Below are 3,736 nucleotides of genomic sequence, written 5' to 3' on the forward strand. Positions count from 1 at the left end.
CGGGTGAGCGACGGCGACGGGACGGCGGGCGGCCGGTAGTGGACGGCCGCGACCGCCCACCCGGCCGCGCCGGCGACCCGCGGTGGCGCGACCAGGAGGAGATCGTCCGGTCCGTCGCCGGAGGCGACGCCGGCGACGTGGTCACCGCGGGGTCCGCCGGAGAACTCCGTCCGCAGCTCCGCCGGCGCGTGTCCGTCGTGCACGATCGACCGCTGGACGGCCGTGGCCGCCGCACCGGGTTCGAGGGTCTCCGCGTGGGCGGGCGCGCCCAGAGCGGCCAGGACGAACGCCAGCGCGACGGCGACGGCGGTCAACCGGTCGAGCACGCGCATGGGGACACCTGTCGGACGAGGGCCGCTGCGGCCACCGGAGACAACGGGATGGATCGATCGCTGGCGCCACGCTAGCAACAACAATTGCGGGCGGGCAACGGTGGGCGGTCGCACATCGGCTGGTCAGCCGTGTCGACGTGACACCACCCGGGCATCGGGACGACACAATGTGAAACGGGGGCACGGCCTGTCGGCCGCGCCCCCGCTCCGGGTCCGCGATCAGTGGAAGAAGTGGCGGGTGCCGGTGAGGTACATGGTCACGCCGGCCTCCTTGCAGGCGGCGATGGTCTCCTCGTCGCGGATCGAGCCGCCGGGCTGGACGATCGCCCGGACGCCCGCCTCGATGAGGATCTTCGGGCCGTCGGCGAACGGGAAGAACGCGTCCGAGGCGCAGACCGAGCCGCGGGTGCGCTCGGCGCCGGCCCGGCTCACCGCGAGCTGCGCCGAGTCGACCCGGTTGACCTGGCCCATGCCGACGCCGACGGTGGCGCCCTCCCGGGCCAGCAGGATCGCGTTGCTCTTCACCGCCCGGACCGCCCGCCAGGCGAACGCCAGGTCGCGGAGGGTGGCCTCGTCGGCCGCCTCGCCGGTGGCCAGCGTCCAGTTCGCCGGGTCGTCGCCCGCGGCGTCGATCCGGTCCCGCAGCTGCACCAGCACGCCGCCGGTGACCTGCCGCCACTCGGCCGGCAGCGGGTCGAACCCGGGGGCCCGCAGCAGGCGGATGTTCTTCTTCGCCCGGAGGACCGCCAGGGCGCCCTCGTCGAAGCCGGGCGCCACCAGCACCTCGGTGAAGATCTCCGCGACCTGCCGGGCCAGCTCCACCGAGACCGGCCGGTTGACCGCGATCACCCCGCCGTACGCGGACACCGGGTCACAGGCGTGCGCCCGGCGGTGCGCCTCGGCCACGTCCGCCCCGACCGCGATGCCGCACGGGTTGGCGTGCTTGATGATCGCCACCGCCGGCTGCTCGGGGAAGTCGTTCGCGGCCCGCCAGGCGGCGTCGGCGTCGACGTAGTTGTTGTAGGACATCTCCTTGCCGTGCAGCTGCTCGGCCTGGGCGAGGCCGGCCGGGCTGGCCGGGTCGGCGTAGAGGGCGGCCGCCTGGTGCGGGTTCTCGCCGTAGCGCAGCACCGCCTGGCGGCGCAGCGCCAGCCCGGCGAACGCCGGCCACCCGTCAGCGGCCGGCGCCAGCTCCCGGGCGAACCACTCGGCGACGGCCACGTCGTAGTCGGCGATGTCGGCGAACGCGCGGGCCGCGAGGGCCCGGCGCTGGGCCAGGGTGAAGCCGCCCTCGGCGAGCGCGTCCCGCAGCGCCGGGTACGCCGCCGCGTCGGTCACCACGGCCACCGAGGCGTGGTTCTTGGCCGCGGCCCGCACCATCGCCGGACCGCCGATGTCGATCTGCTCGACGCACTCGTCCTGGCTCGCGCCGGAGGCGACCGTGGCCTGGAACGGGTAGAGGTTGGAGACCAGCAGGTCGATGCCGGCGATGCCGTGCTCGTCGAGCTGGGCGGCGTGCGCGTCCTTGCGCAGGTCGGCGAGGAGACCGCCGTGGATCTTCGGGTGCAGCGTCTTCACCCGGCCGTCGAGGATCTCCGGGAAACCGGTCACCTGCTCGACCGGGGTCACCGGCACGCCCGCGCCGGAGATCGTCGACGCGGTGCTGCCGGTCGAGACGATCTCCACCCCCGCCTCGTGCAGGGCCCGGGCCAGCTCGACCAGGCCGGTCTTGTCGTAGACGCTGACCAGCGCCCGCCTGATCGGGCGGCGGGCGTCCTCAGTGGCACTCACGGAACGGTGACCTTTCTGCCGGTGATCGTCCAACCTTCACGGACCAGCCGACCGACCTGCTCGACGAGCTGGCGCCGCTCGGCGGACTTGATGCGCTCGGTGAGCGTCTCCACGTCGTCGTCGTCCCGCACCGGCACCGCGACCTGGGCGACGATCGGGCCGGTGTCCATTCCGGCGTCGACGAAGAACAGGGTGGCCCCGGTGACCTTCACGCCGTACGCGAGCGCGTCCCGCGGGCCGTGGATGCCGGGGAACGCCGGCAGCAGGGTGTTGTGCGTGTTGAGGTAGCGGTCCCCGAACGCGGCCAGGAACTGCGGGCCGACGAGCTTGAGGAAGCCGGCGCTGATGACCAGGTCCGGCCGGTGCTCGGCGACCCGGGCGGTCAGCGCCTTGTCCCAGTCCGCGCGGGTCGGGTGGTCCTTCAGCCGCTCCACGAAGGTCGGTACACCGGCCGCGGCGGCCCGGTCCAGGCCCGCGATCCCGTCGCGGTCGGCGCCCACGGCCACCACCCGGGCCCCGTACGCGGGGTCGGCGGCGGCGTCCAGCAACGCCTGGAGGTTGCTGCCGGAGCCGGAGACGAGGACGACGAGGCGGGCGACGGACGCGGGCTCGGTCACGCGGCAACCCTATCGGGCCTGCGGCGGCGTCCGACGCTCGGGCCGCGCCGCCGCTGGTGATCTCCCTCGTGGCACCGGCACGATACGCTGCCGTCGCCCGGTGCCGTGCGTACGCCCGGCCCGGCGTCGGCATCGTGACTGACCTTGGTCCCGGGCCCGTGTGCCGCGGCGTCCCGTGTCCGGGCGGAATGATGAGCGGCAACAACCGACCATGGACCGTCGACCCCCACTTTGAGGAGCGCTCCGCACATGCAGCCCGGTTACCCCGGTCAGGACCCGCACGGCCAGCAGCCGAACCAGGACCCGACCTCCCCGCAGTACGACCCTTACGGCCAGCCGCCGCAGGCCCCGCAGTACGGGCAGCAGCCCACCTCGGGGCAGCCGTACGGGCAGGACCCGTACGGCCAGCCGCCGCAGGCGCCGCAGTACGGGCAGCAGCCGGCCTCGGGCCAGCCGTACGGCCAGCCCACCTCCGGCCAGCCCTACGGCCAGGACCCGTACGCGCAGCAGCAGCAGCCGTACGGCGCCGCGCCCCAGTACCCGCAGGCCGGTTACCCGACCGGCGGCGGCCAGAACAACACGCTCGGCCTGATCGGCATGATCGCCGGCATAGCCTCGATCGTGCTCGGCCTCTGCTGCCCGATCATCGGCATCCCGGCCGGCATCGCCGGCATCGTGCTGGGCTTCCTGGGCCAGAAGAAGGTCCAGGCGGGCGAGGCCAGCAACGCCGGCCAGGTCAAGGCCGCCCTCATCTGCGGCGGCATCGGCGTGGTCATCGGCATCATCAACGCCATCGCCGGCGCCGCGATCAACCTGAGCAACCTCGGTTCCTGACGGGTTCCGACGAGGGGGCGTCCGGCGTGCCGGCCGCCCCCTCGCCCCTTCCCGGCGCCCGCCGAAGGTGTTGATCAAGAGGTTTGCGTCGTGATCCGGCGCTGCCGTGACGCGAACTTCTTGATCAACGCGACGTGGGGCCGGGCCGCGGCGGCGTCCGGC

Annotated in this window: 4 protein-coding genes; 1 reads left to right on the top strand and 3 read right to left on the bottom strand. The window is 74.0% G+C overall.

Going from position 1 to position 3,736, the window contains the following annotated elements:
- The 3 genes from F8274_RS30025 to purN all read right to left on the bottom strand — a co-directional run.
- The coding region (locus F8274_RS30025; protein WP_151465710.1) for a hypothetical protein at positions 1-332 on the bottom strand (332 nt) is incomplete at its 3' end.
- Positions 333-551: 219 nt separating this feature from the next.
- Positions 552-2,123 (bottom strand): bifunctional phosphoribosylaminoimidazolecarboxamide formyltransferase/IMP cyclohydrolase, encoded by a 1,572-nt coding sequence (gene purH, locus F8274_RS30030; RefSeq protein WP_151465711.1) that lies wholly within the window; start codon positions 2,121-2,123, stop codon positions 552-554.
- Complete coding sequence (gene purN / locus F8274_RS30035; RefSeq protein WP_151465712.1) at positions 2,120-2,740, bottom strand: phosphoribosylglycinamide formyltransferase; 621 nt, start codon at positions 2,738-2,740, stop codon at positions 2,120-2,122. Before purN ends, purH begins: the two co-directional genes overlap by 4 nt.
- Positions 2,741-2,989: 249 nt before the next feature.
- Between purN and F8274_RS30040 the strand changes: the two genes are divergently transcribed.
- Complete coding sequence (locus tag F8274_RS30040; protein WP_151465713.1) at positions 2,990-3,574, top strand: DUF4190 domain-containing protein; 585 nt, start codon at positions 2,990-2,992, stop codon at positions 3,572-3,574.
- Positions 3,575-3,736: the final 162 nt, after the last annotated feature.

The organism is Micromonospora sp. AMSO31t, from assembly GCF_008868175.1.
GTDB lineage: Bacteria > Actinomycetota > Actinomycetes > Mycobacteriales > Micromonosporaceae > Micromonospora.

Coding starts and splice junctions, on each gene's coding strand:
- F8274_RS30040 (WP_151465713.1), top strand. CDS start 2,990: ATGCAGCCCGGTTACCCCGGTCAGGACCCGCACGGCCAGCAGCCGAAC.